General features: G+C 71.7%; 21 protein-coding genes. 9 read left to right on the forward strand and 12 right to left on the reverse strand.

What is annotated here, in order from left to right:
* Positions 1-303 precede the first annotated feature (303 nt).
* The 7 genes from ABTY62_RS20065 to ABTY62_RS20095 form a co-directional block, all read right to left on the reverse strand.
* Entirely contained in the window at positions 304-591 is a 288-nt protein-coding gene (locus ABTY62_RS20065) for a hypothetical protein (RefSeq protein ID WP_352130764.1), read from the reverse strand.
* 38 nt (positions 592-629) lie between these two features.
* On the reverse strand, positions 630-2,219 hold the full coding sequence (locus ABTY62_RS20070; RefSeq protein WP_352130765.1) for a hypothetical protein: 1,590 nt from the start codon (positions 2,217-2,219) through the stop codon (positions 630-632).
* Positions 2,220-2,232: 13 nt separating this feature from the next.
* Complete coding sequence (locus ABTY62_RS20075) at positions 2,233-2,529, reverse strand: hypothetical protein (RefSeq protein ID WP_352130766.1); 297 nt, start codon at positions 2,527-2,529, stop codon at positions 2,233-2,235.
* A gap of 124 nt (positions 2,530-2,653) precedes the next feature.
* Positions 2,654-6,877 (reverse strand): type VII secretion EssC family protein, encoded by a 4,224-nt coding sequence (locus ABTY62_RS20080; RefSeq protein WP_352130767.1) that lies wholly within the window; start codon positions 6,875-6,877, stop codon positions 2,654-2,656.
* Positions 6,878-7,001: 124 nt separating this feature from the next.
* Positions 7,002-8,273: a sensor histidine kinase gene (locus tag ABTY62_RS20085; RefSeq protein WP_352130768.1), complete on the reverse strand. Its 1,272-nt coding sequence runs from the start codon at positions 8,271-8,273 to the stop codon at positions 7,002-7,004.
* Positions 8,274-8,423: 150 nt separating this feature from the next.
* Positions 8,424-10,685, reverse strand: a complete 2,262-nt coding sequence (locus tag ABTY62_RS20090; RefSeq protein ID WP_352130769.1) for an MMPL family transporter — start codon at positions 10,683-10,685, stop codon at positions 8,424-8,426.
* Positions 10,686-10,843: 158 nt separating this feature from the next.
* Positions 10,844-11,380 carry a hypothetical protein gene (locus tag ABTY62_RS20095; protein WP_352130770.1) on the reverse strand — a complete coding sequence of 179 codons (537 nt, stop codon included), beginning with the start codon at positions 11,378-11,380 and terminating at the stop codon, positions 10,844-10,846.
* A 135-nt stretch (positions 11,381-11,515) separates the two neighbouring features.
* On the opposite strand from ABTY62_RS20095, the gene ABTY62_RS20100 reads away from it, so the two are divergent.
* Positions 11,516-11,797: a DUF1876 domain-containing protein gene (locus tag ABTY62_RS20100; protein ID WP_352130771.1), complete on the forward strand. Its 282-nt coding sequence runs from the start codon at positions 11,516-11,518 to the stop codon at positions 11,795-11,797.
* A gap of 37 nt (positions 11,798-11,834) precedes the next feature.
* On the opposite strand, the gene ABTY62_RS20105 is transcribed toward ABTY62_RS20100, so the two are convergent.
* Entirely contained in the window at positions 11,835-13,133 is a 1,299-nt protein-coding gene (locus ABTY62_RS20105; RefSeq protein ID WP_352130772.1) for a HAMP domain-containing sensor histidine kinase, read from the reverse strand.
* Positions 13,134-13,276: 143 nt separating this feature from the next.
* Here ABTY62_RS20105 and ABTY62_RS20110 point away from each other — a divergent pair, with 143 nt between their 5' ends.
* The 3 genes from ABTY62_RS20110 (at position 13,277) to ABTY62_RS20120 (ending at position 16,854) form a co-directional block, all read left to right on the forward strand.
* Positions 13,277-14,017 carry a response regulator transcription factor gene (locus ABTY62_RS20110; protein WP_352130773.1) on the forward strand — a complete coding sequence of 247 codons (741 nt, stop codon included), beginning with the start codon at positions 13,277-13,279 and terminating at the stop codon, positions 14,015-14,017.
* Between the two features lie 126 nt (positions 14,018-14,143).
* Positions 14,144-15,556: an aspartate aminotransferase family protein gene (locus ABTY62_RS20115; RefSeq protein ID WP_352130774.1), complete on the forward strand. Its 1,413-nt coding sequence runs from the start codon at positions 14,144-14,146 to the stop codon at positions 15,554-15,556.
* 14 nt (positions 15,557-15,570) lie between these two features.
* Positions 15,571-16,854, forward strand: a complete 1,284-nt coding sequence (locus ABTY62_RS20120; protein ID WP_352130775.1) for an aspartate kinase — start codon at positions 15,571-15,573, stop codon at positions 16,852-16,854.
* Here the strand turns inward: ABTY62_RS20120 and ABTY62_RS20125 are convergent.
* Both ABTY62_RS20125 and ABTY62_RS20130 read right to left on the reverse strand, forming a co-directional pair.
* Positions 16,802-17,752 (reverse strand): M56 family metallopeptidase, encoded by a 951-nt coding sequence (locus ABTY62_RS20125; RefSeq protein ID WP_352130776.1) that lies wholly within the window; start codon positions 17,750-17,752, stop codon positions 16,802-16,804. The genes ABTY62_RS20120 and ABTY62_RS20125 overlap by 53 nt on opposite strands.
* Positions 17,749-18,120 (reverse strand): BlaI/MecI/CopY family transcriptional regulator, encoded by a 372-nt coding sequence (locus ABTY62_RS20130; RefSeq protein ID WP_352130777.1) that lies wholly within the window; start codon positions 18,118-18,120, stop codon positions 17,749-17,751. Before ABTY62_RS20130 ends, ABTY62_RS20125 begins: the two co-directional genes overlap by 4 nt.
* A 139-nt stretch (positions 18,121-18,259) precedes the next feature.
* Between ABTY62_RS20130 and ABTY62_RS20135 the strand changes: the two genes are divergently transcribed.
* Together ABTY62_RS20135 and ABTY62_RS20140 are read left to right on the forward strand one after the other, a co-directional pair.
* On the forward strand, positions 18,260-18,925 hold the full coding sequence (locus tag ABTY62_RS20135; protein ID WP_352130778.1) for a DedA family protein: 666 nt from the start codon (positions 18,260-18,262) through the stop codon (positions 18,923-18,925).
* Complete coding sequence (locus tag ABTY62_RS20140) at positions 18,922-19,527, forward strand: phosphatase PAP2 family protein (protein ID WP_352130779.1); 606 nt, start codon at positions 18,922-18,924, stop codon at positions 19,525-19,527. The genes ABTY62_RS20135 and ABTY62_RS20140 overlap by 4 nt, the downstream gene beginning before the upstream one ends.
* Before the next feature lie 92 nt (positions 19,528-19,619).
* Here ABTY62_RS20140 and prcB read toward each other — a convergent pair whose 3' ends face one another.
* Both prcB and ABTY62_RS20150 read right to left on the reverse strand, forming a co-directional pair.
* A complete protein-coding gene (prcB, locus tag ABTY62_RS20145) occupies positions 19,620-20,465 on the reverse strand; it encodes a proteasome subunit beta (protein ID WP_352130780.1) in 846 nt (281 codons plus the stop codon).
* A gap of 148 nt (positions 20,466-20,613) precedes the next feature.
* Positions 20,614-21,615, reverse strand: a complete 1,002-nt coding sequence (locus ABTY62_RS20150; RefSeq protein WP_352130781.1) for a LacI family DNA-binding transcriptional regulator — start codon at positions 21,613-21,615, stop codon at positions 20,614-20,616.
* A gap of 293 nt (positions 21,616-21,908) precedes the next feature.
* On the opposite strand from ABTY62_RS20150, the gene ABTY62_RS20155 reads away from it, so the two are divergent.
* From ABTY62_RS20155 to ABTY62_RS20165, 3 genes are read left to right on the forward strand one after another with little or no spacing between them, the layout of a single operon-like run.
* A complete protein-coding gene (locus ABTY62_RS20155) occupies positions 21,909-22,832 on the forward strand; it encodes a carbohydrate ABC transporter permease (RefSeq protein ID WP_352130782.1) in 924 nt (307 codons plus the stop codon).
* A 3-nt stretch (positions 22,833-22,835) separates the two neighbouring features.
* Positions 22,836-23,786: a carbohydrate ABC transporter permease gene (locus ABTY62_RS20160; RefSeq protein ID WP_352130783.1), complete on the forward strand. Its 951-nt coding sequence runs from the start codon at positions 22,836-22,838 to the stop codon at positions 23,784-23,786.
* 32 nt (positions 23,787-23,818) lie between these two features.
* Positions 23,819-25,159, forward strand: a complete 1,341-nt coding sequence (locus tag ABTY62_RS20165; protein WP_352130784.1) for an ABC transporter substrate-binding protein — start codon at positions 23,819-23,821, stop codon at positions 25,157-25,159.
* The last annotated feature ends 123 nt before the right edge of the window (positions 25,160-25,282 follow it).

A 25,282-nucleotide genomic window follows, 5' to 3' on the forward strand; every position in this document is an offset into this window, starting at 1 on the left:
CGGCGGGTGGCGCCCGCCCCGCCTCCCCCGCCCCCCCCCCCCCCCGCGGCGCCCCCCCCCCCCCCCCCCGCCTCCCCCTCCGCGCCCGCTTCCCGCCCGAGGTAGAGCCGGCCCATCCCCCCGCCCCCCAGGCGCGCGAGCACCCGGTAGGGCCCGATCGCCACCGGGTCCGACCGCCGCAGCGGTTCCGCGCCGAGGCGTTCGAGGTCGGCGGGGCTCAGCTCTCCGGTCCAGGGGTGGACCGGGTCCCTCTCAGACATGGGAGTTTCCTTAGGGAGTTCCTGCTATGACGCTTCGGGTCGGTCAGCGGTGCTGGCCGCCGGCTTGGGAGATGTTCTTCAGGATCGCGTCGAACTTCCGCTGGAACTCGTCCAGAGAGTGCCTGATCTTGTTCAGGTCGGTCTGGGCGCTGCTCCAGGAAGAACGGAACTGGGCGGCGTACGGGCCGCTCCAGTGGTTCGGGTCGCTCAGGGTGGTCCCGGCGTCGGAGAGGTGCTTGATGGACTCCTGGAAGCCGCCGTTGATGATGCTCAGGAACTTCTTGCTTGCGAGGTGTGCGTCGCCGTCGACTGAAACCTTGTCATCTGCCATGGTGTTTCTCCTGTTTCTTGGTCTGTCTCGGAGGCGTCTTATGAGCCCGGCTGGGTCTCCGGGGCCTTGGGCGGGGTCCCGGCTTCGCCGGTTTCACTGAGGGTGAATTCGTTCATCAGGTCCTTGATGGTGGGAAGGATTCTTTCCTTGGAATTCGGCTTGCTTGCGTAGTATTGCAGCGGATTCTCAAGGACCGTCGCGATGGTTTGGCTGTCGATCTCGGGGTTGCCGGTGAACCGAACCTTGCCGCCGTCCACATGGTGGACCAGACCCTGTGAAATAAGCGCGCTGACGGAAAGGACGAGTCCTCCCGCTGCGATCTTGTCGTTGATTACTGACGTGTTCTTGTACTTTCCGTCGGGTAGCAGCTTGTTGAGGATGAGGTCCAGGGGATTATGCTTGAGCACCAGCTTCTGCACGGCCATCATGGCCGCCCTGTAGGCGAGTGTCGCGACAAGCCCTTGCGGCGTAGCGGGTCCCACCACTTTGAAGAGCACCTTGACGAATACTCGGTCGATCAGAAGCTTGATCACCGAATTCTTCGCGTTCAGGTCGACTTGCTCGATCGCTGCCATGAACGGCCGGAGTTCCTTGCCGATCAGGGTGCCGAGATCGCCGGACCACTTGCGAAGGTCATTCGCTCCGAGCTTCTCCGGGGGTGTGACGCTCTGGTTCACGCCGGCTGAGAAGAAGAGGGTCAGGGAGGGCAGCAGCTGGTCCAGGTCGGTCTTGGTCAGCCCTGGTGCGTCGGGCGCGAACAGCGCCTGGGAGACCTTCCCCATAAGGGCATGGGCCCCTGGTTGACCGCCGATGTTCTCCATCGCCGTCGTGAGTACGCCCAGCAGGGTCGTCCTCAGTGGCGGGTTGAGCGAGGCCTCACCGTGGATCAGATGCCTTATCTGGGCAGCGGTCAGAGAGTTGGCGAAGTTCGCGGACGCCGCCGGGTTGCGGGCGAGCGCATTGAGCAAGGCGATCTGCTGCTCGGCGGTGATGTGGTTGTGCTCAGGCGAGTTGTCTCTGCCTTGGAGTCTGCTGAGCGTTTCGACGAAATTCGCGGTCGTCGTATCGCTCAGCACGCCGCTGGCGTAGGCGCTGACAAACGGCTTGATGTTGGGCGATTGCGCCAGGAACTGCTCGAGTTGCCGTAGATTCAGTGAATTGAAGAATCCGGCGGTGAAGTAGGGGTCGTCGGCATGCTTGGCGAGTTCGCGTTCGATCCGTTGGCGCTCGTCGGCGTCCATGACCGTTGGCAGACCGCGGGCGAGCGCGGCTCCCGCGTTGATCTGTCCCTGATGCGCGGCCTCCGTCTGAAGTCGCTTGAATGCCTTGTCTATGTCCTTGTTGTTGGAGAAGATCGGATGGTTCCGCCCCCGTACGAGAACGCCCCCGGCCCGCAGAAACGCCATGCCGACCGTCCGCGCCTTCCGGTCGGTGTAGTACGCGGCCGCCACCTGCTTGGCGACGTCCACGTCAAGGGCCTGGGCCGTGCAGGGTCCGCCGCCGTTCTCATACGCCTGGAGCGCAGGGGTCAGCACATTGCGGACCCAGGTCTGCATCTGTTCGGCACCTTGGGTGCACGCATCGGAATACCTGAAGAGGTTTTCCGGAATCGCGGAGACTTTGATCATGTCGCTTCTGCGCCTAATTCTTGTTCTTCTCGGCCTTCTCGGCGGCGTGCGCTGCCTCGGTCGCGGTGTGCACCTGAGACTGGAGTCTCTTTGCGGCGTCCTTGAGATGGGTGAATGCAGTCTTCTGGTGCTTGAATTCGTCTTGAAATTCGTCGCGCTTCGCTCCCTGCCAGTGGTCGCTGTGGCGGGCGCCGAGGAGATGGTTGGACTGGCTGTCACGCAGCCATAAGAACCAGTCGATCTTCTTTATGAGCTCGGTCAGCTGCTGACTGAGCCGGTCGGCGGCAGCGAAGTCGTACTTCGGTGGCATCAGTCAGTTCCCCCTGTGTGGCTCACTCGTGAATTCTCCGGTCCTGGACTGCCCCGTGTCATTGACCTTGGGCGCACTGTCCATGTGCGTTCAGCGCAATGAGTCATATGCGGGCGAGCACGGCTCAGTTCGCCACCTGCACGCCCGCCGCCACGCCGTCCACCACGAGGTAGCCACGGCCCGGCAGCGGGGCCATGCGGTCGTGGCGGGGCAGTTCGGTGCCCAGCAGGTCGCCGTCGAGGTCGTGGTCGGGGCACAGGAGGACACCGCAGCGGTTGTCGCGGGCGCGTTGGGTCCAGTGGCCGTAGGCGCGGCGCAGGGCGTCGGCGCGGCCGGCGGCGATCAGGTGGTGGCCGGTGGCGGGGAAGGACAGCCACTGTTCCAGGAAGCCGCGTTCGTCGTCCACCGTGTCGGCGTCATCGGCCAGGAGGAGGGCGGGCCGGCCCAGAGGGAGGGCGGCGAGGGTCTGTTCGAGGTCGTCGTACGTGGTGGCCAGGGCGGTCAGTCCGGGCAGCTCCCGCAGCGGGGAGCGGCGCGGGGCGAAGCCGACGACCGTGGTCGGGGCGTCGGCGGAGGACATCACGAGACGGGCGACGGTGCACAGGGCCGTGCTGCGGCCGGACCGCTGCGGCCCGGCGATCAGGGCGTGTTCGCGCTCGTACATCCGCAGCCCGGCGCAGCCGAGGGTGTCGGAGTCCAGGCCGACCGGGAGCCACCAGGGGTCCGTGGCGGTCTGAGGCGGTGTCGTGAGGGCGGTGGCGGGGACGTCGGTGGGCAGCAGCCCGACCTCCGGGGCGATGCGCTCGGCGCCGGTCCACCGGGCGGCGGTGTCCGCGACGGCCGCCGTCAGGTCCTCGCCCGGCCAGCCGATCTGGATCACCTGCCGGTTGGCGGCCACGAGCGCCCGGCCCGGCACGTACGTGGGGACCGCGTTGCGCGGCACGTCGAAGTATCCGTACTCGCCGGGGTCGGCCAGCCGCAGCAGCAGCTTGGTCTGGGTCAGGGCGGACCAGGCCGAGGGCACGGCACCGGAGCGGTCGGCGCTGACGGCGAACCGGATGCCGACCGCGGGGCCGTCCGCGTAGACACGGGCGAGCTCGTCGATCAGGTTCATCCCCGCCACGTCCTTGTCGAAGTCCGAGATCAGGGCGCCGAGGTTGTCCAGCAGCACCAGCCAGTCCGGGGAGCCGGCCGGGCCGCGGGACTTGCGCTCGTCCAGCTCCCGGCGCAACAGCTTGATCAGCCGGTTCTGCCGCTCGCGCTCGCCGGACCCGATGTGGGCGCCGGTGTGCGGCAGCGCGGCCAGCGGGGCCAGGTCGCCCGCGCCCATGTCGAGGGCGAAGACGTGCAGCCGGTCGGGCGGTGCGGTGCCGGTGGCGGAGAGGGCGAGCGAGGCGAGCGCGGTGGAGGTGCCGGAGCCGCCGGAGCCGTAGACCAGCAGGTTTCCCGCCGCCGGGTCCCAGCCGACCGCGTACTGCCGCTGCCGGTCGGGGTCGTCGGCGAGCGCCCAGGCGGGCAGCCCGGCGGCCTCGGTGTGCAGGCCCTGTTCGGCGACCGGCGGAAGGTCCGTGCGGTGCAGCACATCGGGCAGCGGATCGGGCCAGGGCCGCCGCGGCGGGGCGAATCCGGAGAGGTCGGCGGCCTGCCGCGCGGCCTTGACCAGCCGTCGCAGATCGGTCTCGCCCTCTGTGCCGTCGGTGGCCGCCGCCAGGACCGGCATGCCCAGGATGAACGGCGCGATGGTCACCGGGACGGTCACCGCGGCCTGCGGGGTGACCCCGGTGGACAGCGCGGTCTGCACCGGCAGCACCTCCCGCGCACTGAGCCGGTAGTAGGCGCGTCCCCACTGGCGGGTGCCGATCCCGGCCGCGGCCGGGCTGTCGATGACGTCCTGCGAGTCCCCGGTGCTCTCAAGTCGCAGCGCGATACGGAGTTTGACGTTGTTCTTGATGGCGTCGTTGACCGAGCCGGCCGGCCGCTGGGTGGCCATGATCAGATGGACGCCGAGGGTGCGGCCGCGCTGGGCGATGCTCACCAGCGAGTCGACGAAGTCCGGCAGGGCCTTGACCAGGGTGGCGAACTCGTCGATCACCACGGCGAGCCGGGGCATCGGCTCCATGGCGGCGTCCTTGGCGTCTTCGGTGTCGCGCAGCCGCTGGTAGTCGCGGATGTGGCCGAGCCCCACCTCGCGCAGCAGGCGTTCGCGGTGGCGCAGCTCGGCGTCCAGACAGCGCAGGGCGCGCTCGCTGAGCTGCTCGTCGAGGTCGGTGACCAGGCCCACGGTGTGCGGGAGTTCGGCGCACTCGTCCAGGGCACCGCCGCCCTTGTAGTCCACCAGCGCGAAGGTCAGATGCTCGGGGTCGGCGTCGGTGGCCATGCTCGCGATGAGGGTGCGCAGCAGTTCGCTCTTGCCGGAGCCGGTGGTTCCGGCGATCAGCGCATGCGGCCCGTCGTCGTCGAGGTCCACGGTGAACAGGTCCCGCTCGCTGACCCCGAGCACGGCCTGCACCCGCAGCGCCGGAGCACGTGTCTTCCACCGGTGGCCGACCTCGTCCCCGGAGACGGCGGCCAGGTCCAGCAGCGGCAGCAGGGAGATCCGGTCCGGCAGCCCCGCGCCCTCGATCCGCAACTCCGGGTCCTCGAAGCGGGCCAGCGCCCTGGCGGTGGCGCGCGCCTCGGCCACCGGCATGCCCCCCAGCAGCACATCGGACACCACCTCGTCGGAGGCCACATCGCGTACCCGGCCACGGCCCTCCGCCGAGGCGGTGACCACCGAGGTGCACAGGGCGGGCAGCCGGGTGGTGAGGACCAGGGCGCCGCAGCTCAGCGCGCGGTCCGCGAGCAGCTCCCGCAGCGGGCAGGGGCGGCCCTCCAGCAGCGTGGCGCCGTCCACGACCACCAGCAGCACCGGGCCGGTGCCGCCCTCCGCGCGCCGGGGCGCTGCGGCGAGCAGATGGCGGGCCAGCGCGTCGGACTGCTCCGGCCCGACCGCCACCAGCCGCGCCGTGCCCGACTGCGGATCCGCGCCGTGCGGCAGCCACTTCGTCCAGTCCCAGTCGGCGAGCCGCTCCGGGTCGGCGAACACCGCCAGCGTCACATCCGCCGGACCGCTCCCCACCACCGCCTGGCACAACAGGGACCGGACGATGGCGAGGGACGCCCGGCGGTCCCCCTCGAACCCCACCGCCTCACCGGCCGAGACCCCGACCACCACCGGCACCTGCGGCAGCACACACCGCTCGCCCAGGATGTCCGCCACCTCGGGCGCCGGTCCCGAGGAGCCCGTCTCCAGCGGTGGAGACCAGGACAGATCGGCGCCGCCCACCACCGTCCTGAGGAAGTCCGGCGCGCCGGGGCGCCGTTCCCACAGGGCCAGCCCCGGCGCGGTGGCCCGGTGGACCACCTCCGCCGGGTCGGGGTGGGCGGCCCGGCGGGTACGGATCTCGGCCGCGTGACGCGCGGCCACGGTCTGCTCGAACTCCGCGACCCGGGCGGTGTGGTCCCGCATCCCGCGCCGGACGGAGAACCGGCCCCGCAGCCGCTCCTCCAGGAAGTTCCCCAGGAACATCAGGGGGGTGAGCGCCGCGATGGCCGCGTAGCGGATATCGCCGGTGAGGGCGACGATCGTGCCGGCCAGGACCAGCGGACCCAGCATGCTGGAGATCGAGAACGGAGCCTTGTTGGCGCTCGGCGGCGGCTCGGGGGCGGCGATCCGCGGCGGTTCGCCCGGCCTGCCGCCGCGCGGCGGGCGGTTGAAGGGCAGGGTGCCGCCGGGGCCCACCTCCCGGACCGCGTTGACCCGCTGCACGGGGCCGATGCGGTCCGGCGGCAGGATGCGCAGCTGCACCTCGCCACCGAGCGAGACCAGGTCCTCCGGCTGGACCCGGACGGCCTTGGCGATCCGCTCGCCGCACACATCCGTGCCGTTGACCGTGTTCAGGTCGGCGATGTGCACCTGCCCATCGGCCGAGACCTCCAGCGCGGCGTGCAGTCGGGACACCCCCGCGGCCACGACCCGCACATCCGCCTCGGCGCCCCGGCCGATGACCACCCTGCCCACCCGCAGCGGAATGCTGCGCCCGGCCTCCAGCCCACCGACCACCCGCAGCACGGCGGCCGCCACGCGCGGCCCGCCGGCGGAGCCCCAGCCCGCGCGGGCCACCCGTGAGCCGTGGGCGAGACCGGACTCGCTCAGCCCGGTCTCCGGCGGTGCCGTCCTGCCGTCGATGCTCAGCCCGCTCGCCGGGATGTCCAGGGCCGCTGCGAGGTCGGCCAGCGTGGCGTTCGGCCGGCCGACGCGCAGTTCCATCTCCCGTTCGGTCTCACCGTCGGCATAGACGATCCGCACCGCGCAGTCCCTCCAGAGGGGTCAGGGGTTGAAGGGGCGCGTCGAGTCTGTCGCAGGCCCCGCCGGAAGGCATTGACAGCGAGCGCACAGTCGTTGACCGTGCGCGCAATCCCGTCGCGGCGGGTCAGGCTCCCTGTTCCCCCGGCTCGGGTGCGGGGTTCGGATCCGGCGTGGGGTCCGGTTCGGGTGCGGGTGCCGGTCCGTCGGGGTGCAGCGGCAGTTCGGCGGTGACCTCGAAGCCGCCTTCCGGGCGGCGGCCCGCGGTGAGGGCGCCGCCCACCGAATGCGCGCGCTCGCGCATGCCGATGAGGCCGAAGCCGTGTCCGGGGGCCGGCGCGGCCGCCGTGTCCGTAGCAGCGGTTCCGTCGTCGGTGACGTCGATGGTCAGCCGGTCGCGGGAGTAGCTGAGCCGTACGTGCGCGGTGTGCGCGGCGGCGTGCTTGGTGACGTTGGTGAGGGCCTCCTGCACGATCCGGAACGCCGTCAGATCCACTCCCGGGGAGAGCCGCCGCGGCTCGCCGCGCGTGGTGACCGTGACCGGGAGCCCGGCGGAGGCGAACGCGTCGGTCAGCTCGGGGAGCCGGGCGAGTCCGGGGCTGGGCTCCAGGGGCGCGTCCGGGTCGTCCGTCTGGCGCAGCAGGCCGACGGTGGCCTTGAGTTCGCGCAGTGCGGAGGAGGTGGTGGAGGCCAGGCCGGTGAGGATCTTCTGGGCCTGGTCGGGGTTGTTCCGGGCGAGATGCGCGGCGGTGCTCGCCTGGGCGTTGGCCAGGGCCAGGTGGTGGGCGACCACGTCGTGCAGCTCGCGGGCGATGCGCATGCGCTCCTCGGCGACGCGGTGCCGCGCCTCCTCCTCGCGGGTGCGCTCGGCGTGTTCGACGCGGGCCTGTGCGGCGTCCATGACGGCGTCCGTATAGGCGCGCCGTATCCGGACCGCGCGGCCGGCGGCGACGGGCAGCAGCAGCCACACGGCCGGGCCGATGGTCTTGAGCACCAGCGCGTGATGGGCGGGGTCGGCGACCGTCGCGGTGGTCACCAGCGCGGCGATGGTGACGAGGCAGTAGGCGTAGGTGACCTTCCGCTCGGTGAGCACCGCCAGCCAGTAGAGCGCCGTCAGGACCGGGGCCAGCAGCAGGGGAGTGAGCAGATAGCCGACCGCGCTCGCGGCCGCGACACAGGCCGCCGTCACGGCGACGGCGATGCGCGGGTGGCTGCGACATCCCACCAGGGCGGCGCTGGAGATACCCGCCAGCAGCAGGGCCGGGCCCAACGACGGCTGGGCGCTGCCCGGCATGTTGAGTCCGGCGCCGAGGACGACAAGGCCGAACAGCACCCCGGCCACGAACAGGTCGAAGGCGAGGTGATGGCGCTCCGTATAGCGCTCCAAGCTGTTGGTCATCGGGGTCTCCGGTCGGGGCCTGGGTCCATGGTGGACGAGGCTGGGCGCGAACGGCCGACGGGCCGCCCGGGTGCGTGACCACGGGCGGCCCTCGGGGCGCGGGGCGGCGTCTGTCGAATCAGGCGTCTGTCGAATCAGGCGTCTGCCGGGTCAGACGTGTGCCGATTCCCGGTCCGGCGTGGTGTCGGGGGCCGGGAGCGCGGCGGCGGGGGAGCGGCGGCTGAGCGCCTCGCCCTCCACGTCGATGTTCGGCAGCACCCTGTCCAGCCAGCGCGGCAGCCACCAGGCGCGGTCGCCGAGCAGCGCGAGGACGGCGGGCACCAGCGCCATGCGGACGACGAACGCGTCGAACAGGACGGCGATGGCGAGGCCGAACCCGATCATCTTGATCATGGATTCGGAGGAGCCCACGAACCCGGAGAACACGGCCATCATGATCAGCGCGGCCGCCACCACGACCCGGGCGCTGTGCCGGAACCCGGTGACGATCGCCTGGCCGGGCCGGTCCCCGTGGACGTACGCCTCGCGCATGCGGGTGACCAGGAAGACCTCGTAGTCCATGGCGAGGCCGAAGACGATGCCCACCAGGAAGATCGGCATCAGGCTCATGATCGGGCCGGTCTGCTCCACGCCGAGGAGGTCGGCGCCCCAGCCCCACTGGAAGACCGCGACCACCGCGCCGAAGGCGGCGAGCACCGACAGCAGGAACCCGGCCGCCGCCTTGATGGGCACCAGGAGGGAGCGGAACACCACGAGCAGAAGCACGAAGGCGAGGCCCACCACGACCGCGAGATAGGGGATCAGCGCGTCCTGCACCTTCTGGGCGACGTCGATGTTCACCGCGGTGGAGCCGGTGACCTCGAAGCTCGCATGGGTGGCGGACTCGAGCGCGGGCCGTTCGGCGCGGATGGTGCGCACCAGGTCCTTGGTCTTCTCGTCCGTGGGGGCGGTGGACGGGGTGGCGGAGAAGACCGCGGTGTCGCCCGCGGCGTTGAACCGGGCCGGGGAGACGGACACGACCCCCTTGGTGGCGCCGATCCTGTCGGTGATCCGGTGTACGGCGCCCTTCGCGTCGGTGGTGCCCTTGGCGTCGACGACGATGGTCAGCGGTCCGTTGAAGCCGGGGCCGAAGCCCTCGGCGAGCGCGTCGTAGGCGCGGCGCTCCGTGGTCGAGGTGGACTTGGCCTCGTCCCCGGGCATGCCCAGCTGGAGGCCCGTCACCGGGAGCGCGATCGCGCCGAGCCCGGCCACGGCGGCCAGCAGTACGGGCAGGGGGCGGCGCAGTACGAACCGGGCCCAGCGGCTGCCCGCGTTGTGCTCGCCGCCCTCCTTGGCCTTCGCGCGCTTGGCCTTCGCGTCCTTGTTCTTCGCATCCTTGTTCTTCGCGCCCCGCCGGGCGGAGCGCGACAGCACGGCCCGCGGGAGGAAGGCGAGCAGCGCCGGCACCAGGGTCAGCGCGATGACGACGGCGATCGCGACCGCGCCCGCGGCGGCCAGGCCCATCTTGGTCAGCATCGGGATGCCGACCACCGACAGCCCGGCCAGCGCGATCACGACGGTGAGCCCGGCGAAGACCACCGCCGACCCGGCCGTGCCCGCGGCCAGCCCGGCCGCCTCCTCGGGCTCGTGCCCCCGGGCCCGCTCCTCGCGGTAGCGGGAGACCACGAACATGGCGTAGTCGATGCCGACCGCGATCCCCAGCATCGAGGCGAGCGTGCCGGTGGTGCCGGACAGGCCGAAGGTGCTGGCCAGCGCCATGATCGAGGCCATGGAGACGCCGACGCCGACGATCGCGGTCAGCAGCGGGAGCCCCGCGGCGGCCAGCGAGCCGAAGGTGATCAGCAGCACGGCCGCGGCGATGACGATGCCGATGCCCTCGGCCGCCCCGCCCGCCGCGGGCTGGGTCGCCAGCGCGTTGCCGCCGACCTCGACGGTCAGCCCCGCGTCCCGGGCCTGCTGGACGGCGTCCTCCAAGGTCTTCTTGGCGGCGTCGGTGAGGTCGTCGGCCGCCACCTTGTAGGTGACGGTCGCGTATGCCGTGCCGGCGTCCTTGCTGACGGCCCGCGCCTGGAAGGGGTCCACCGCGCCGGCGACCTGGGGACCGCCGGACACCTCGTGCACGACCTTCTCGACGGCCGCCCGGTTGGCGGCCGCGGTGACCTTCTCCCCGTGCGGGGCGACGAAGACGATCCGGGCGTTCGCCCCGTCGGCCTTGGCGCCGGGGAAGCGCTGGTCCATCAGGTCGAACGCCTTCTGGGACTCGATGCCGGGCATGGAGTTCCCGGTGTCGGGGGCGGCCGGCGCCTTGACCGCGCCGAAGCCGACGGCCGCCAGCACGGCCACCCACAGCAGGGTCACCCACCAGCGTCGTCGGAAGGCCAGACGGCCCAGTCGATAGAGATAAGCAGCCACGGGACGGAGGTCTCCACATCTGAACTCGGGTACCTCTCCAGGCTCCCGGCGCGCGGCCCGCCCGTCGTCGTGCGGCTGCCGACAATCGGGAGTACTGAGAACGCAGTACCGGCCGCCCGCCGGGTCGTTCCCGGGCATGACCCCCGTCGGCCCCGTCCTCAGCCGGTCAGCACCTCCGCGAGGGAGGCGACGGCGCCCACGGCCACCCCGAACCCGGGGATGGCCACCAGCGGCCACGGCACGGGACGGGGGACGAGCACGCGCGCGTGAAAGGCGAAGTCACGGTACTCGGGCATGCCTTCCGTGCCGGGCAGCACCATGAAGCGCGGCTGCACGAGGCAGAACAGACACCAGTCCAGGACCACCAGGTCGAAGAGGACGAGGGCGAGAAAGCTGACGGTGCCGAGGACGAACGGCGGCCAGAAGCCGAGCGGGCCGTCGGCGCGGTCGTGCAGTTCGAGGACGCCGAGCAGTGGCACCGCGGTGAACACCGCCAAGTTCAGCAGCCCGGCCGCCGCCGCGGTCCGCCGTCCCCGCGCGCTCCGCTCCCCGTACCGCTCCTGGATCGCGGGCGGGTAGTCGGGGAGCAGGGCGTCCCGGGCCACCAGGAGAGAACCCACGATGACGACGGTGAACAGCGCGACCAGTAAGAGCGCGCAGCCGAGGCTCACGCCCGTCAGTTCCCAGATGTCCATGCGCCACAGCATAGAAGGAAGTTAGGTATGCCTCACCTAACTAAATGGGTGCGTCATGTTGTGCGGCTGCCGGGGAGTGGATGCACGCTGGGGAGTGGACACACGCGCGCAGGAGCGATTCCGGAGGTGAGCGTCATGCCACAGACCAGCGTGGGATGGCATGTCGAGTTGGAATTCGACGAGGACACCCGCCACACACGCGCCGCAGCCCTGGTCCGGCTCGCCGACGGGAGCGAGATCCGGGGCCACGGGGCCGCGAGCCGGGCCCCCGCCGACTCCAACCAGCCGCGGGTCGGCGAGGAGATCGCGGGCGCCAGGGCGCTCAACGAGCTGGCGGCGAAGTTGCTGGAGAAGGCGCACGGCGAGATCGACGCGGTGTCCGGCCGCACGTCGCACCCGCTGCATATGGACCGCTGATCCCCGATCCCCGATCCGCTGAGCGCGGCGCCGTCCGTCACTCGCCCTCGGGCATCGGCAGCAGCAGGGTGAAGGTGGTCGGCGACGCCCGTACGAGCGTGAGCCGGCCCCCGGCCGCCCGCGCCATGTCGCGCGCCAGAGGCAGGCCGATGCCGCTGCCGGAGCGGGAGGTGGTGGCGCCCCGCGCGAAGACGAGCCCGGGTTCGAGGGCCAGCGACCCCTCGTCGGCCACGTCCACGGCGACCGCGCCCGTCATCTCCCGCACCGTGACCTCGACCGCCCCGCGCCCGTGCCGGAGCGCGTTGTCCAGCAGCACATCCAGGATCTGCTCGGCGGTCCGGTCCGGTACGCGGATCGCCTCACTGCCCGGTTCGAACGCGAAGTCCAGGCGGCGGCCCTCGGCGGCGAACGCGCCGTGCCAGCGGCGCTCCACACTCTCGGCCAGCTCTCCGAGCGGCCCGGCCCGCTCGGAGACCCGCGGTCCGGGCGCCGCTCTGGCCAGGCGCAGGACCTCGTCGACCGTCTGCTGAAGGTGCCGGGACCGCTCCAGGGCCTCCTCGACGGCCGCCCTGAGGTGGCCCGTGTCCGGGTCCGCGGCGGCCTCCTCGAGACCCAGCTGGAGGCCCGCCAGCGGGGTACGGAGCTGGTGGGAGGCGTTGGCGCTGAACTGCCGCTCGTGTTCGAGCAGCGTGGTGAGCCGCTCGACCATGGTGTTCTGGGTGCGCGCCACCTGGTCGATCTCGGCGATCGCGCTGCGGTCGGCGCGCGCGGTCAGATCGCCGTCGGCGACGGCCACGGCCGTGGCCGACAGCGCCTCCAGCGGAGCGGAGAGCGTGCGCGCCTGATGCCGCGCCACCAGTACGCCGGTGGCCAGCGCGACCAGGGCGGTGCCGACGAGCGCCGCCCACGCGAGGCCCACCCGGGCCCAGAGCTCCTGGGTGCCGTCCGCCGCGCGGACCACACCGGTGATCCGTTCGGCCGTCGACACGGGCACGGCGGCGACCAGGTCCTGGCCGTCGCGCCCGCGCGCCACGACCCCGGCCATCGCCCGCCGGGTCACCGCGTCCGCCGTCGCGGGCCCGTGTCCGTCGCGCAGCCGGCCGGCCAGGTCGTACAGGCCGACCCGGGCGTCCCGTTCGCCGACGTGCAGCTTCGAGGGGTTCTCCGCCGTGGACTTCGCGCCCACGTGCACGGCGGCCGCCAGGGCCGCGCGCTCCAGCTCACCGCGTTCGTCCGCGATGAAGGACCGCTGGATCCCCACGGCCAGCGGCGTGGCCAGCAGGACGAGGGCCACCATGACCGCGACCACCGCCACGCGCACCACGCGCTTCCTCATGCGCCCATCATGACCACCCGGCCACCCGGGCGGCGCCCGGCACGACCGGGACACCGCGTGTCGCCACCGCGCCCGGCGCCACCCGGCGGCGCGCGTCCGCCGAAGGCGCAAGGATCCGCCGGACAACGCCTACGCTTCGGGGCATGCGTACGCCACGGGCCGAGGACTCCGTATCCGTGCTGGTCGTCGAGGACGACGACATCATCGGACGACACCTGGAGACCGGGCTGCGCGGCAGCGGCTACCAGGTGGTCTGGAGCCGGACCGGCGGCTCGGGGCTGGCCGAGGCCCGGCGGCTGGCCCTCGATGTCGTCCTGCTCGACCTCGGCCTCCCCGACGTGGACGGCATCGAGGTCGCGCGGGAGTTGCGCGACGAGTTCCCCGACCTCCTCATCGTCATCCTGACCGCGCGCGGCGAGGAGATCGACGTGATCGCGGGCCTGGACGCGGGCGCCGACGACTACCTGGTCAAGCCCTTCTCGCTGACCGTGCTGCTCGCCCGGCTCCGCGCCCACCTGCGCCGTCTCCCGGCCGGACCGCCAGGCTCGGGCGAGCCGGTCCGGCTGGGGGACCTGACCGTGGACATCGCGGCCCGCCGCTGTCTGCTCGGCGACGGCGAAGTCGAACTGCGCCCCAAGGAGTTCGAACTGCTCGCCGTGCTGGCCCAGCACCCGGGCGAGGCCGTCTCGCGCGAGACGCTGATGGCGCGGGTGTGGGACGAGAACTGGTACGGACCCACCAAGACCCTGGACGTCACCATGTCCTCCCTGCGCCGCCGGCTGCACACCGCCGCGGCGGCCTCCCCCGTCCCGCTCGAGCTGCCCGAGCTCACCACGCTGCGCGGACACGGCTACCGGCTCGAACCGGGCGGTTCGAGCCGGTAGCCCGAGCCGATAGCCGTGTCCGCCCGAGGTTTTGTCGTCGCCTAACTTTCGTCGCAGCGAGCCTTAACAGCCGGGTTCCTACGGTGGTGAGCATGAGGTCGGCTCGGCTCAGCACGAGGAGGCACCATGACATCGACGCTGCGGACGGCAGGACTGATGGGACCTCAGGTCAGGGGTGACCTGCCCGGCCCTGGGTCGGACGCCCTCCTCGCCCATCAGGCGAGACGGGAGTCCCAGGCCCGCACCTACCCCCGCCATCTGCCCATCGCGCTGGCCGAGGGGTCGGGGAGCTTCGTCCGGGACGTCGACGGAAACGTCTTCATCGACTTCCTCGGCGGCGCCGGTGTGCTCTCGCTGGGCCACAACCACCCCGAGCTGGTCCAGAGCGTGGTCCGGCAGCTCGACACCCTCACCCACGGCCTCGACTTCCCCACCCCCGCCAAGGACGCCTTCACCGAGGCCCAGCTGTCCATGCTGCCCCCGCGGCTGCGGGAGCGGACCAAGGTGCACTTCTGCGGGCCGACCGGCGCCAACGCGGTCGAGGCCGCCCTCAAGCTGTGCAAGATCGCGACCGGCCGGGGCGACATCGTCTCCTTCCACGGCGGCTTCCACGGCAGCACCCACGCCGCCATGGCGGTCAGCGGGCTGGTGTCCCAGAAGGCGCCCGTCCGGGACGGCATGCCCGGCGTCCACTTCTTCCCGTACTGCTCCTCCGCGTGCCCCGCCGGTCCGGCGCCGGGCAGCTGCGCCCGGGACTGCGCCGGCTATCTGGAGCGGGCGCTCCGGGACGATCTGGGCGGCATCCCGCTTCCCGCCGCGGTGATTCTGGAGATGGTGCAGGGCGAGGGCGGGGCCGTCGTCGCCCGCACCGAGTTCGTCCGGCGGGTGCGCGAGGTGACCCGCTCGCTGGGCATTCCCATGATCGTCGACGAGGTGCAGACGGGCTGCGGGCGCACCGGGACCTGGTTCGCGTTCGAGCAGTACGGCATCGAGCCGGATGTCATCGTGGCGTCCAAGGCGCTGAGCGGCATGGGCCTGCCGGTCGCCCTCATCCTGTACGACGCGGCGCTGGACACCTGGCAGCCGGGTGCGCACATCGGGACGTTCCGCGGCAACCAACTGGCCTTCGCCGCGGGTGCCGAGGCGGTCCGTATCGTCCGGCGCGACGATGTGCTGGGCAATGTCCGGCGCAGGGGAGTGCAGGTCGCGGACCGGCTCGGTGAGCTGATCGGCAACCCGTGGGTCCGCGAGGTGCGGGGCCGCGGCCTGATGTGGGGGATCGAGCTGGCGCACCCCGGCGACGGCCGGCCCGCGACCGCGCTCGCGGCCGAGGTGCAGACGTATGCGCTGCGGCACGGGCTCATCGTCGAGCGCGGCGGGCGGGAGGACGCCGTGGTCCGGATTCTGCCCCCGCTCAATGTCACGGCCGATGTCGTCGAGACGGCCTGTTCGATCCTCGTCGAGGCGGTCTCGGCGTGTGCCTCGCGCCGTTCCGCGCGCTCCGGTCCCGTGGTCTGGGCCGGACTGGGCGGTTTCTGAGGAGGCCGGGCCCCATGCTCATCGTCCAGAAGTACGGCGGCTCCTCGGTGCCGACCACCGAGCGGATCACGAGTGTCGCCGAACGTGTTGTCGCGGCCCATGACGCGGGCCATGACGTGGTCGTGGTGGTGTCCGCCATGGGCCGGACCACCGATCAGCTGCTCAGGCTCGCCCGCGAGGTGGACCCCCTGCCGGCCACGCGCGAACTGGACGCGCTGCTGACCACGGGTGAGCGGGTGTCCAGCGCGCTGACCGCGATGGCGATCCACGCGCTGGGCGCCCCGGCGTACTCCTTCTCCGGACGGCAGGCGGGTGTGCTCACGACCTCGGACCACGGCCGGGCGCAGATCGTCGAGGTCCGGCCGGGGCGGGTGCGGCAGGCGCTCGACCGGGGGGCGATCGCGCTGGTCACGGGGTTCGAGGGGGTGTGCGGGGAGACCGATGAGGTGACCACCTTGGGCCGGGGCGGGTCCGACACGACGGCGGTCGCGCTCGCCGCGGCCCTCAAGGCCGATGTGTGCGAGATCTACACCGATGTGGCCGGTGTCTTCACGGCCGACCCCGGCATCGTCCCGGAGGCCAGGCCGCTCGGCCGGCTCACCCATGAGGCGATGTGCGAGATGGCGGCCGGTGGCGCGCGGGTGCTGGCGCTGCCCAGCGCGGAGTACGCCCGCCGGCACGGCGTGACCGTGCATGTCCGCTCGTCCTTCGACGACCGCCCCGGCACCGTCATCTCGGACGAGGCGATCCCTGACGAGGGCGCGCGGGCCGCCGCCGTGACGGGCGTGGCCCATGACATGTCCGGCGTGAAGATCACCGTGTTCGGCGTCCCGGACGGGGACCGGTCCGCGGGGCGGGTCCACGGAGTCCTGGCCGACGCCGGAATCGAGGCGGCCGAGTCGCACGGCGTGCCGCGCCCGGACGGACGGAGCGCGGACGTCGCGCTGGTCCTGCCCAGGACGGACGCCGCCGCCGCGATGACCGCCCTGCGGACCCACCGCAGAGAGCTCGGATACGAGCGGGTGACCTACCGCGACCGCATCGGCAAGGTCTCGATCGTCGGGTCCGGCCTGCTGACGCACGCCGATGTGTACGCGACACTCCGCGACACGCTGGCCGGGGCGGGGGTGCCCTTCGAGAGCTTCTCGGCGACGGACACCCGGATCTCCGTGCTGTGCCCCGCCTCCCGGCTCGTGGACGCCGTACGCGCGGTGCACCGGGCCCTTGTCGGCGGCCCCCGCGGGCTCAACCGCCCGGTCGCTCTCCTTGGGCGATCTCGACGCTCTGGTGGAGGCTGATCGCTCCGGCCCCCGCGCCGGCGAGCGAGAGGCAGGCGCAGAGCGCGAGGAGCACCCCCGCGGCCACCGCCGCGAGGTGCCTCCTGCCACGGACACCGGGCCGCGGCGGCCGCAGCAGCGCCGCGACCCGCTGCGGCACCGGCCCGGAGGTGGCGGCCGGGGCCACGGTGGGGCGGCGCCGGGCCGCGCGGGTGGCGAGGGCCGCACGGCCGATGGCCCGGGCCGTGAGCTGCCGGTCGCCGGTGGCGGCGGCCGCCGCCTCGTCGGCGGCGCGCTCCGCGGCGAGCCGCACGGCGGCGCCCGCCGGGCGCAGCCCGGGGTGGCAGTGCGCGGCGAGCCCGACGGCGGCCAGATGGTAGTGATGGCGGGCGCTGAGGTGCGCCCGCTCATGGGCGAACAGCGCCTCGCGCTCGGCCGGGCTGAGGCTGCGGAGCATGGAGGTGGTCACCACGATCCGGCCCGGGCTGCCGGGCAGGGCATAGGCATCGGGGTCGGGGCTGTCGATCACACAGAGGTCGCCGGCCGTGGGCTGGGTGTCCGCTGCCTTCCTGACCTCGTGGTACTCCCGGATCTGGCGCAGCACGGAGCGCGGCAGCGCCCAGGCGCACACCGCCAGCGCCCCGGTGGCCGCCGCGGCGAGCGGAAGCAGGCCGGGCGCGGCGCCGAGCGGATGGATCAGTTCCCCGAGGGTGGCGAACGGGGGGAGGGCCAGCAGTCCGTACAGCGTGAGGGTGCCGAGCGCGGCCAGCGAGCACACGGCCAGCACGACCGTGGTCGCGGTCAGGCACCACAGGGCGGCGGCGGGGGCCAGCCGGGCGACGGCGCGCCGGGCCAGGGGCGGCACGGCGCAGGGCACGAGCAGCGGGACCAGCGGCGCGACCAGCAGCGGGGCGATCATTGATCACCCGCTTCGAGGAGCTCCCGGAGCAGGCGCTCGTCGTCGTCGCTGAGCTGGTCGACAAAGCGGGCCAGGGCGACCTCGCGGGCTTCGTCGCGGTCGAGCTCCTGGTGCATGCGGCGGGCGGTCAGCCCGTGGGCGTCCTGGAGGGGGAAGTAGACGAAGCCGCGCCCGGACCGCTTCCGGTCGATGACCCCCTTCTCGTACAGCCGGGTCAGGATCGTGGTCACCGTCGTACGGGCCAGTGACGTCTCCAGGCTCCGCTGCACCTGACCGGGGCTCTGCGGCCCCGCGGCGGTCCAGAGCGCGGCCATCACGGTCGCCTCCAGTTCACCCGCGGGTCTGCGCTCGGGCTGCTTGCCGGTCATCGGCATGCCACCTCTCCCCTCTTCGTCTACAGTGTCGTAGACGGTCTACTGGATTGTAGTCGGCGCGCGGCCCGAGTGCCTCGCTCCGTTTCCGTGCTGTTCTGTTCCGTTCCGTACGTCCGCCGAAGGGACCGCACCCGTGACCCTCGACCTGTCCGCAGGCCCACCCCTCGCCGTGAACATCCTGGACGCCCAGTCCCTGCTGTCCGCGTTCGGGGTGCTCGGCATCGCCGTGGTGCTGTTCGCCGAGACCGGGCTGCTGATCGGGTTCTTCCTCCCGGGGGACTCGCTGCTCTTCACCGCCGGGCTGCTGTGCACCTCCGGTACGTCGGGCGGGCTCAGGCTCTCGCTGCCCGGGGTCATGGTCGCATCCGCCGTCGGGGCGCTCCTCGGCGCCCAGTGCGGCTATCTGCTCGGCCGCCGGGCGGGCGCCACGCTGCTGGCCCGGGGCCGCTCGCCCCGGCTGCGGGCGGGCGCCGACCGGGCCGGGGAGCTGCTGGACCGCTACGGACACGCGCGGGCGGTGGTGCTGGCCCGGTTCGTGCCGGTGGTGCGCACGGTCCTGAACCCGATGGCGGGCGCGCTCGGTGTGCCGCCGCGCACCTTCGCGGTGTGGCAGACGGCAGGCGGGCTGCTGTGGACGCAGGGGCTGGTGATCGCCGGATTCGCGCTGGGGTCGTCCATCCCGAACGTCGACCGCTATCTGCTTCCGCTCATCGTGCTGATCGTGGTGGTGTCCCTGCTGCCGCTGGCCGCCGAGCTGCTGCGCGCCCGGTCCGCGCGGCGTAAGGAGGCCGGCCGATGATGCTCGCCTACGACGGCTCCGGTATCGACGGCTCCGCATACACCGCGGTGGTGGATCTGGCGCATCGCACCCCCGGCTGGCTGGACACCACGATCTCGGCCTGGTCCACCTACGGGCTCGCGCTGTTCGCGGTGCTGATGCTGGCGGGCTGGTGGCGCGCCCGCCGCAGCGGCCCCGAGGCGGCCGTGCAGGCCCTGGCCGCCCCGGTGCTGGTGCTGGTGGCGTACGGGGTGAACGACGCGCTGAAGCAGGTGGTGCGCGAGGACCGCCCGTGCCAGACCCTGCACCGGGCCGTCCTCGAGGCCTGCCCGGCGCCGGGCGACTGGTCCTTCCCCAGCAACCACGCGGCGCTGGCCGCGGCCGCCGCGGCGGCGCTGTGGTTCGTCTCGGCGCGGCTCGGCGCGGTGGCCACCCTCGCCGCCCTGGCGATGGGGGCGTCCCGGGTGTGGGTGGGGGCGCACTATCCGCACGACGTCGCCGCCGGGCTGGTGATCGGGGCGGTGGTGGCCCTGGCCCTGGGCGCCGCCCTGTACCACAGGCCACAAGCCCTGGCCCGGCGCCTGGCGGCGACGCGGCTACGGCCGCTGCTGACCGTGTCGTAGCCAGTGCGGGTGTCGGTGGCGGCCGGTCAACGGGCGGTCACCGGGCGGCCCTCGGGGGCTCGACGCCGGGGGTGTGGCGGAAGCTCGCCGGGCTACAGGGTCGGGGCCCGCGGCCCGTCGGGCGCCGTGTGGCGCCCCTCGACGACGGCCCGCGCGACGGCGGCCACCTCGTCCTGGCCGATCCGCCGGTATCCGTCCTCGGTGACGAGGGCGATGAGCGGGAACAGCCGCCGGGTGAGATCGGGGCCGCCGGTGGCGGAGTCCTCGTCGGCCGCGTCGTAGAGCGCCTGCACGACGGCGGTGACGATGTCGCGCTCCGGCATGCCCTCCCGGTACAGCTTCTTCAGTGAGCCCCGGGCGTGGACCGAGCCCGATCCGGTGGTGGCGAAGCCGCGCTCCTCGGAGCGGTTGCCGGTGACGTCGTAGGAGAAGACGCGCCCGCGCCCCTTGTGCACGTCGTAGCCGGCGAACAGCGGGACCACCGCCATGCCCTGCATCGCCATCTCGAGATTGTCGCGGACCATCTTGGTCAGCCGGTTGGCCTTGCCGTCCAGGGAGAGGGCCGTGCCTTCGATCTTCTCGTAGTGCTCGAGTTCCAGCTGGAGGAGCCTGACGAGTTCCACCGCCGGGCCCGCGGTGCCCGCGATGGCGATGGCGGAGTGTCCATCGGCCGGGAAGACCTTCTCGTATTCACGGTGCGCGATGAGGTTGCCCGACGTGACGCGCCGGTCGCCGGCCACCAGCACGCCGTCCGCATACGTCGCCGCGATCACGGTCGTGCCGTGGGGCGCCTCGAAGTCGCCCCGGGCGGGCGGGTGCTGACGCCCGGCGGGCAGCAGCTGCGGAGCCTGGGCCTTGAGGAAATCCAGGAAGGAGGAGGTCTCGGGGGCCAGGAAAGCGGGCGGCAGGCCGCCATTCATCAGCGCGTCGAACGACATGCGCGTTCCCTTCCCCAGAGGCATCGGCGGCTCTCGCTTGCCGCACATTACCCAACCCCCGCCCCGGGCAATCCATGAAGAGACGCACGGCAGTTGTGCGGTCCCTGCCTGTGGCGGAGGCCCTGTCGGAGGCCGGGCTCACCGGACCTTACGGACGGAGGTGGCGGGCCGGCGGTGGCGCGGTGCTGCCGCGCCGCACGAGTTCCGTCGGGACGAGCGTGGTGCCGTGTTCCGGCGCCTCCTCGCGCATCTGCCGGAGCACCCCCTCGACACAGCGCCGCCCCACCTCGGCGAAGTCCTGGTGGACGGTGGTCAGGGGCGGCAGGAAGGAACCGGCCTCGGGAATGTCGTCGAAGCCGATGACGCTCACGTCCTCCGGGACCCTCCTGCCGCGCTCGTGCAGGGCCCGCAACAGGCCAAGCGCCATCTGGTCGTTGGCGGCGAACACCGCCGTGCAGTCGGCCTCGTCGGCGAGGCGGAGTCCGGCCCGATAGCCGGACTCCGCCGACCAGTCGCCCCGGACCAGGGGCGGCGGGGCACACTCCGCGTCGGTGAGGGTGGCGCGCCACGCGTCGGCGCGGCGCTGCGCGGCGAAGGAGGCCTCCGGGCCGGCGAGGTGCCACACCGTGCGGTGGCCGAGGCCGAGCAGATGGCGCACGGCGGCGCGGGTGCCGCCCGCCTGGTCGGTGTCGACCACGCTGTAGCGGTCCCCGGCGTCCGAATCGGCCACGACCACCTGGACGTTGGGCGGCAGCGAGACGGTGGCCGAGTCGAGCAGATGCACCTCCATGATGACGATGACGGCGTCGACGGCGAGCTCCCCCAGCCGGGAGAAGGCGCCGCGCACCTCGTCCTGGGTGGGGACCGCGACGGGCAGGAGTGTCACGGCGTAGCCCTCGTGGGCCGCGGAGGTGGCGATCGCCTCCAGGGTGCGCACATTGCCGGTGGTGGCAAGAGAGAACGTGATGACGCCGATCGTGCGGAACTCGCCGCGCTTGAGAGCCCGGGCGGCGCTGTTGGGCCGGTAGCCCAGCTCCTTCATCGCCGCCAGCACCTGTTGCCGGGTCTCTTCCGTCACGCCCGAGTAGCCGTTGGCGACCCGGGAGACGGTCTGCGAGGAGACGCCGGCCAGGCGGGCCACGTCCGCCATGGAAGCGCGCTGGACCCGTCGGTCGGCGCGTGTTCGGGCCCCCACCCGGGCCTGTGGCGTACTCGCCGACCCACTGTCCGCTGTGTCCACCCCTGCCCCCTTTCGTCCACAGTTTCGCGGATTCTTCTGACGACGACCCTTGACCGTCGACATTCGGGCAGTGTAGACATGCCGCCACCAGATGTTTACGTAAACATAACACCCGTCAAGGGCTTTTCCGCGGAGTGGTGTTTACGTGAACATTGCCTGGGTGCCGGGCCTTCGGGCGCCGAGAGGGATGAACGAGGATCGACATGACGACGCTGCAACCACCGGCGGCCGTGGACCGCACGGCACGGGCTTCGCTGAAACGGGACCGACGGTCCTGGACGGGGTGGGGGTTCGTCGGCCCCTTCGTGGCGGTCTTCGCCCTCGTCTTCCTGGCCCCCATCGGGTATTCGATCTACCTCAGCCTCTTCCGGGACAAGCTGATCGGCGGCACCACGTTCGTGGGGCTGGAGAACTACCAGCAGGCGCTTCAGGACGACCAGTTCTGGTCCGGGGTCACCCGGGTGGGGCTGTTCCTGGCGGTCCAGGTGCCGATCATGCTCGGCATCGCCCTGCTCGTCGCGCTCGCGCTGGACAGCGGGCGGCTGTACGGCAAGAACTTCTTCCGGATCTCGATCTTCCTGCCCTATGCGGTGCCCGCCGTGGTGGCCACGCTGATGTGGGCCTTCATGTACGGCACCCGCTTCGGGCTGGTGGGGGACATCAACGACGCCTTCGGTGTCTCGCTGCCCGATCCGCTCTCGCCCGACCTGGTCCTGGCGTCGATCGGCAACATCGTCACCTGGGAGTTCGTCGGCTACAACATGCTGATCTTCTACTCGGCGCTGCGGGTGATCCCGCACTCCCTGTACGAGGCGGCGGAGATCGACGGCGCCGGACAGTGGCGGGTCATCACCGCCATCAAGCTCCCCGCGATCCGCGGCGCCCTCGTCATCGCGACGATCTTCTCGATCATCGGCAGCTTCCAGCTGTTCAACGAGCCGAGCATCCTGAAGCCCCTGGCGCCCAACGCGATCACCACCGACTACACCCCCAACTACTACACGTACACGCTGTCCTTCAACGGCCAGCAGCACAACTACTCCGCGACGGTCGCCATCGTCATGGGGCTGATCACCATGGTCGTCGCCTATGTCGTCCAGCTTCGCGGCATGCGCAAGGGAGCCTGAACCATGAGCAGCCCCGCCACCACCGCTTCCAAGGCCAAGGCGTCCGCCCGGACCGGATCAGCCGGCCACGCGCCCCGGCTGCGCACCCCGCGCAAGGCCGCCGAAAGGCGCCGCCCCCGCCGCAGCGTGCTGCTGACCGTGCTGACCGGTCTGGTGCTGCTGTACTCCCTGGTGCCGCTGATATGGCTGGTCATCAGCTCCACCAAGACCCAGGAAGGGCTGGCCGACTCCTCCGGGCTGTGGTTCGCCGACCACTTCGCCCTGTGGGACAACATCCGTGAGACCTTCACCTACAACGACGGCGTCTTCGTCCGCTGGCTGCTGAACACCCTGCTGTATGTGGGGCTCGGCGCCGGTGGCGCCACCTTCCTGGCGGTCCTGGGCGGCTACGCCCTGGCGAAGTTCACCTTCCCCGGCAAGCGCGCCGTGTTCGCCGTCGTCATCGGGGCCGTCGCCGTGCCGACCACCGCCCTGGCGGTCCCCACCTTCCTGATGTTCAGCAAGATGGGGCTGACCAACACCCCCTGGGCGGTGATCGTCCCCTCGCTCATCTCGCCCTTCGGCCTGTATCTGATGTGGGTCTTCGCCACCGAGGCCATCCCCGACGAGCTGCTGGAGGCCGCCCGCATCGACGGGGCGAGCGAGCTGCGCACCTTCTTCCAGGTCAGCCTGCCGCTGCTGGCACCGGGCATCGTGACCGTGCTGCTGTTCACGATGGTCGCGACCTGGAACAACTTCTTCCTGCCGCTGATCATGCTCAAGGATCCGAACTGGTACCCGCTGACCCTGGGGCTGAACAGCTGGAACGCCCAGGCCCAGACGGCCGGTGGTGAAGCCGTCTTCAACCTGGTGATCACCGGCTCGGTGATCACCATCCTCCCCCTGATCGCCGCCTTCCTGCTGTTGCAGAAGTACTGGCAGTCCGGACTCGCCGCCGGAAGCGTCAAGGAATAACCCTCACCCCACCACGAAGAAGTGGAAGCACCATGCCCAAGAACACGCGCCGCCTGCTGCGCGGCATCGGCCTCGTCTGTGCCCTCGCCCTGGGAGCGACCGCCTGTGGCGGCTCCGACGACGACGGCTCCAGTGGCGAGAAGGTCTCCGCCGGGGACATCCAGGCGGCTCTGAAGAAGGGCGGCTCGATCACGGTCTGGGCCTGGGAGCCCACGCTCAAGCAGGTCGTCAAGGACTTCGAGAAGGAACACCCCAAGGTCCACGTCAACCTCGTCAACGCGGGTACGAACAAGGACCAGTACACCGCCCTCCAGAACGCCATAGCGGCGAAGAAGGGCGTCCCGGACGTCGCGCAGATCGAGTACTACGCGCTGGGCCAGTTCTCGCTGACCAAGGCCGTGACCGACCTGTCCGGCTACGGCGCCGACAAGCTCTCCAAGACCTACTCGCCCGGCCCGTGGAACTCGGTGAAGTCCGGCGACAAGATCTACGCGCTGCCCATGGACTCCGGCCCGATGGCGCTGTTCTACAACAAGAAGGTCTTCGACAAGTACAAGGTCGCGGTGCCCACCACCTGGGACGAGTACGTCGACGCGGCGCGCAAGCTGCACAAGGCCGACCCGAAGGTCTACATCACCAGCGACACCGGCGACGCGGGCATGACCACCAGCCTGCTGTGGCAGGCCGGCTCGCGCCCGTACCAGGTCGACGGCACCAACGTGAAGATCAACTTCTCCGACAAGGGCGCCGCCACCTACACCAAGACCTGGCAGAAGCTCATCGACGAGAAGCTGCTGCCGCCCGTCAGCGGCTGGACCGACGACTGGTACAAGGGGCTGGGCGACGGCAGCATCGCCACCCTGACCACCGGCGCCTGGATGCCCGCCAACTTCGTCTCCGGTGTGAAGAACGCCTCCGGTGACTGGCGTGTGGCCCCGCTGCCGCAGTGGACCAAGGGCGACAAGACCACCGCGGAGAACGGCGGCAGCTCGCTGGCCCTGCCCTCGGCGGGCAAGAACAAGGAGCTCGCCTACGCCTTCACCGAGTACGCGAACGCCGGCAAGGGCGTGCAGACCCGGCTCAAGGGCGGCGCCTTCCCGGCCACCACGGCCGACCTCCAGTCCGACGCGTTCCAGAACACCGAGTTCCCGTACTTCGGCGGGCAGAAGGCCAACAAGATCTTCGCCGACTCGGCCGCGAACGTCGGCAGCGGCTGGTCGTACCTCCCCTACCAGGTGTACGCCAACTCGATCTTCAACGACAGCGTCGGCAAGGCCTATGTCTCGAACACCCCGCTGACCAAGGGGCTGAAGGGCTGGCAGGACGCCTCGGTCAAGTACGGAACCGAGCAGGGCTTCACCGTCTCGCAGTGAGACCGCCCGGCAGCGGGGAACGCGCGACACCGCGCGCCCCGCTGCCGGACGCTCCGAGCACCACCAGCATCACCAGCACCACCAGCACCAACGCCGCGCCGCCCCGTGCGGTACTCCGGAAGG

The organism is Streptomyces sp. NPDC097640 (genome assembly GCF_040302705.1).
Taxonomy (GTDB): Bacteria; Actinomycetota; Actinomycetes; order Streptomycetales; family Streptomycetaceae; genus Streptomyces.